Annotated in this window: 3 protein-coding genes; all 3 read left to right on the plus strand. The window is 72.5% G+C overall.

The window, feature by feature from the left end; genetic code table 11:
• The coding region (gene eutC, locus NBZ83_RS30200) for an ethanolamine ammonia-lyase subunit EutC (protein WP_264764060.1) at positions 1–851 on the plus strand (851 nt) is incomplete at its 5' end.
• 107 nt (positions 852–958) lie between these two features.
• Positions 959–1,432 (plus strand): toll/interleukin-1 receptor domain-containing protein, encoded by a 474-nt coding sequence (locus tag NBZ83_RS30205; RefSeq protein WP_261576318.1) that lies wholly within the window; start codon positions 959–961, stop codon positions 1,430–1,432.
• The coding region (locus NBZ83_RS30210) for a pentapeptide repeat-containing protein (protein ID WP_261576319.1) at positions 1,432–4,536 on the plus strand (3,105 nt) is incomplete at its 3' end. The genes NBZ83_RS30205 and NBZ83_RS30210, both read left to right, overlap by 1 nt.

Here is a 4,536-nt window from a genome sequence, read left to right on the forward strand (position 1 = left end):
CCTGCCATCCCCTCGGGCCCGACCCGGTGACGCCCGATTCCGACCCCACCGCTGCACCCCCCGAACGGACCAGTTCCGATCGGGAGCCAGCGGTGGTGCCGGTGGATCTGGCGGCGCTGGCCGAGCGGGTTCGGGCGGTGACGCCGGCTCGGGTGTTCGTCGGTCGGAGCGGCACCTCCTACCGGACGGCGAACCTGCTGGCGCTGCGGGCCGACCACGCGGCGGCCCGCGACGCCGTCGACGCCGAACTGGATCTCACCGGGGCCGCGCTGGCCGCGACGACCGAGCGGTTCGGCCTGTTCGCCGTCCACTCGGCCGCCGCCGACCGCGCCGAGTACCTGCGCCGGCCGGACCTGGGCCGGCGGCTGTCCGACGAGGGCCGCGCGCAGGTCGGTGCCCGCTGCCCGCCCGGCGCGGACCTGCAGATCGTGATCGGCGACGGCCTGTCCGCGGCCGCGGTAGACGCCCAGGTCCCGGCCCTATTGCCCGCGCTGCTCACCGCGGCGGCCGAGGCCGGCTGGTCCACCGGCCAGCCGTTCGCGGTGCGCCAGTGCCGTGTCGGCATCATGAACGACATCGGCGACCTGGTGCACCCCACGGTGATCGTGCTGCTGATCGGCGAACGCCCCGGCCTCGCCACCGCCGAGAGCCTGTCGGCCTACCTGGCCCACCGCCCCCGCAGCGGCCACACCGACGCCGACCGCAACCTGCTCTCCAACATCCACCGCCGCGGCCTCACCCCCGCCCAGGCCGTCGACCGCATTCTCGGCCTGGCCCAGGCCATGCGCGCCGCAGGCATCAGCGGCGTCTCCATCAAGGAACCTCCGACGGCGGCGCAAATCCGCGCATAGCGGGAGCTTCGACCACGGAGCCGCCGTCCCACCACCCCGGACGATCAGGACGTCCCACCACGTTCTATCGTGAAGCCATCCGGAAAAATGTGAAGGGGGCGGGTTCGATGGAGCAGCTGGCCGAGGCGTCGATCTTTCTGAGCTGGTGTCATGGCGACCTCGCCGCCAAGGAGGCACTGCTCAGCCATCTGCATCTGGGCACCCTGGCCGGGGTGCGGATCGCCTGGTGGGAGGACTCGCACCTGCTGCTGGGCGCGGACTGGCGCCGGCAGATCCTGGCCCGGCTGGCCGAGTGCGACTACGGGCTGTTGCTGCTGAGCCCCGGGTTCTTCGCCAGCCGTTTCATCCTGGACGAGGAGCTGCCCCGCCTGCTCGGCCCGGACGTCGACAAGGTGCTGCCGGTGATGCTGAAGCGGGTGCCGCTCGACGGCTCGCGGGACCTGCACGGCGTGGACACGCGGCAGATCTTCACCGGCTCCGGGGGGCGCTCCTTCACCGAGACCCGCGGGGCCGGCCGAGAGCGGTTCGCCCTGGATCTGACGACGGCGATCCGTCACCGCGTGCTGAGCGACGCGGCCTGATGCGACGGCTCCCGCGCCGGGCGGTGCTGCGACACCTCGACCGGCTCACCGACGACCTCACCCCCCGGCAGATGTCCCGGCTGCGGGGGCTGGCCGAGCTGATCGGCGACGACGGCCGAATCCCGATGCCGCAGGCGTTGGACGAGGCCACTCCCGGCGGCGGTGATGTGAAGGCGCAGGACACCTTCCGCAAGTTCCGCGCAGCCCTCGATGTCGCGGCGAAAGCCGCCAAGGTCGACCTGCGGCTGGTCAGCGACCGGCGCAAGGCTCCGCCAACCGACCGGTTCTGCTGGTTCGAGGGCGCCGACGTCACCGTTGAGGAGGTGGCCGAGCGTTCCGAGCGAGAGGCAGACCGTCGGACCGTCGACGAGCTCGTGCCGGCATCGGTGGCCGAGGTGCTCCAGCCAGTCGTCCACGTTGAGACGGCTCCGCAGGCATCCGAGGCGATCCGCGGTCTGGAGCAGCAGTTCGTGGAGCTGCTGATCGAGCAGGCCGCTGCCAGCTACCGGGTCACCAGCCCTCTCGACCTTCGGCTTGGCGTCGACATCGTGGCCGAGCGGCAACGGCTGCGGGAGGCGGCCGAGGTGGTCGTGGAACTCGACAGCGCCGCCGCCCGCCTTCACACCCCTGCGGGCATGACCATCCGCCGCCCGCTCAGATTCGCCCTGGAGGGCGTGTCCCCGAACGCATCCGTCACCGGAAGCGCTCCACTCTTCGCCGACCGGCCGTTCAGCGAGTGCCAGGACCGCACCGCCAAGCTACGTTTCGTCCGGGCGGTACTGGGGCTCGTCGACGACCGGCTCCGGGCCGGACAGGACGGGTCCAGCCCGGCGATGTCGGCGCGGGCCCGTCCCGAGCCGGTGGCAGCGGACCGACCCGATCCCTACGCGTGGGACGGCTCCACCCAGGAGTCCTTCGCCCGGACGATGATGACCCGGCGGCCGATAGACGTGAAGGTGGTGCCTCCCGTGGCCGGTGAGACGTCCCTCGCCGAGCGCACCCCCGGGGCACCGGCGCCGCGGCAACTCGGCGAACCGACGCCGGCGGTGGACCGTCTGCTGACGTGGGCTCTCGACGAGTCCCCGGGCGCGCGGCACCTGTGCGCGCTGCTCGGCGACGTCGGCATGGGCAAGACCACGACCGCCAAGCTGTTCACCGAGGCGTTGTTGGACCGCCGCAGGCACGACGCCGCGGTGCCGCTGCCGATCCTGTTCGACCTGCGGGACCTGCCACTGGCGGTGGCGCGGGCAGGTGGCGGCCTATCGAAGATCGTGCAGGCGCTGCTGGACGCCGGCAGCCGCGGCGCGGGCCCGTCGGCCGAGCAGGTGCTGGACCTGGTGGCCGCGGGCGGCTGCGTCCTGATCTTCGACGGGCTGGACGAGGTCCTGGTGCACCTGGAGCCGCACGCCGGCCAGGTGTTCACCCGCACGCTGTGGCGTGCCACCGAGGACACCTGGCAGTCCCGGACCACCAGCCGGCGGGGAGCCCGGCCGAGCCGACTGCTGCTGTCCTGCCGGACCCACTACTTCCGGACCATCAAGGACGAGACCAACCACTTCACCGGCCAGCACCGTGACGGTCCGGCCGGCGCCGACTACCTGGCCCTGCTCATGCTGCCGTTCAGCGAGGAGCAGATCCGCGCCTACCTGGCGGCGAACGTGCCCGGAGGCGACGCCGACCGGCTGCTGGAGCTGCTCGACACGGTGCACAACCTGCGGGAGATCGCCGAGCGGCCGTTGACCCTGCGGATGGTCGCCGAGCAGCTGGAGACGGTGGAGCAGGCAAAGCTCGAAGGCCGCACCGTGCGCGCGGTCGACCTGTACGCGTCGTTCGTCGAGCAGTGGCTGGACCGGGACGAGGGCAAGCACTCGTTGCTGGCGGAGCACAAGCAGCTGCTGATGGAGGATCTCGCAGCCCGGCTGTGGCGATCCGGCCGGGCGACGTGGCAGGTGAACGAGGTCGAGCAGTGGATGCTGGCGTTCCTCGCCGGCCGCCCGGACCTGGGGCTGCACTACTCGACGAGAGCCCCCGCGCTGTGGAAGGAGGACCTGCGCACGGCGACGTTCCTGGTCCGCCGCAACGACGACACGTTCGGTTTCGCGCACACGTCGCTGCGCGAGTACTTCCTCGCCCGCCACCTCGCCCGAGCCCTGGAGCTTCCGGCGGAGCAGGCGCGGGCCGCCTGGCAGCTGCCGGTGCCGAGCCCCGAGACGCTCGATTTCCTGGGCCAGTGGCTGGCGGGCCGCGAGGAGACGCAGCGCGCGGGACACACGGCCGCGCTGGCGTCCCTGGCCACGCACGTCCCCGGCGGACGGGCCGACGCGGCGGCGGTGCTGGCCTTCGCGTACTGCCTGGCGGCAAGCCGCGGCGGCCACCCGAGCCATCCCCCGGCCAGGTCCGTCCTGACCGAGGCCGACCTGACCGGTTGGCGGATCGACGGTGGCGCCCGGCGGCTCGACCTGCGCGGGGTGTCGCTGGCGAAGGCCACCCTGACCAACGCCGTGGTGTCTGATGCGGACCTGACCCGGGCCGACCTGTCCGGTGCGGACCTGACCCGCGTCGAGATCCACGACAGTGCGCTCCACGGCGCCGATCTCCGCCGCGCCAACCTCGCGGGAACGGTGTTCCGCACCTGCGACCTGACCGGCGCCCACTGGGCCGGCGCCCGCGCCTACGCCACCCAGGCGCTGCTGTGCCACCCGGCCGACGACACCCGCGGCGAAGGCTGGCTCGTGGCGCCGGTCGCCTCCACGCGCCCACCCGGCCTCCGGCTGTCGTCCTTCACCGGCCATTCCGACACGGTCACCGGCGGCGCGTGGAGCCCCGACAACACCCGCATCCTCACCACCAGCAACGACGACACCGCGCGAATCTGGGACGCCACCACCGGACACCACCAGCTCACCCTCACCGGCCACACCAACACGGTGACCAGCGGCACGTGGAGCCCCGACAACACCCGCATCCTCACCACCAGCTGGGACGACACCGCGCGAATCTGGGACGCCACCACCGGACACCACCAGCTCACCCTCACCGGCCACACCAACACGGTGACCAGCGGCACGTGGAGCCCCGACAACACCCGCATCCTCACCACCAGC

Origin of the sequence: Frankia gtarii, assembly GCF_025403375.1 — a bacterium.
Taxonomy (GTDB): Bacteria; Actinomycetota; Actinomycetes; order Frankiales; family Frankiaceae; genus Frankia; species Frankia gtarii.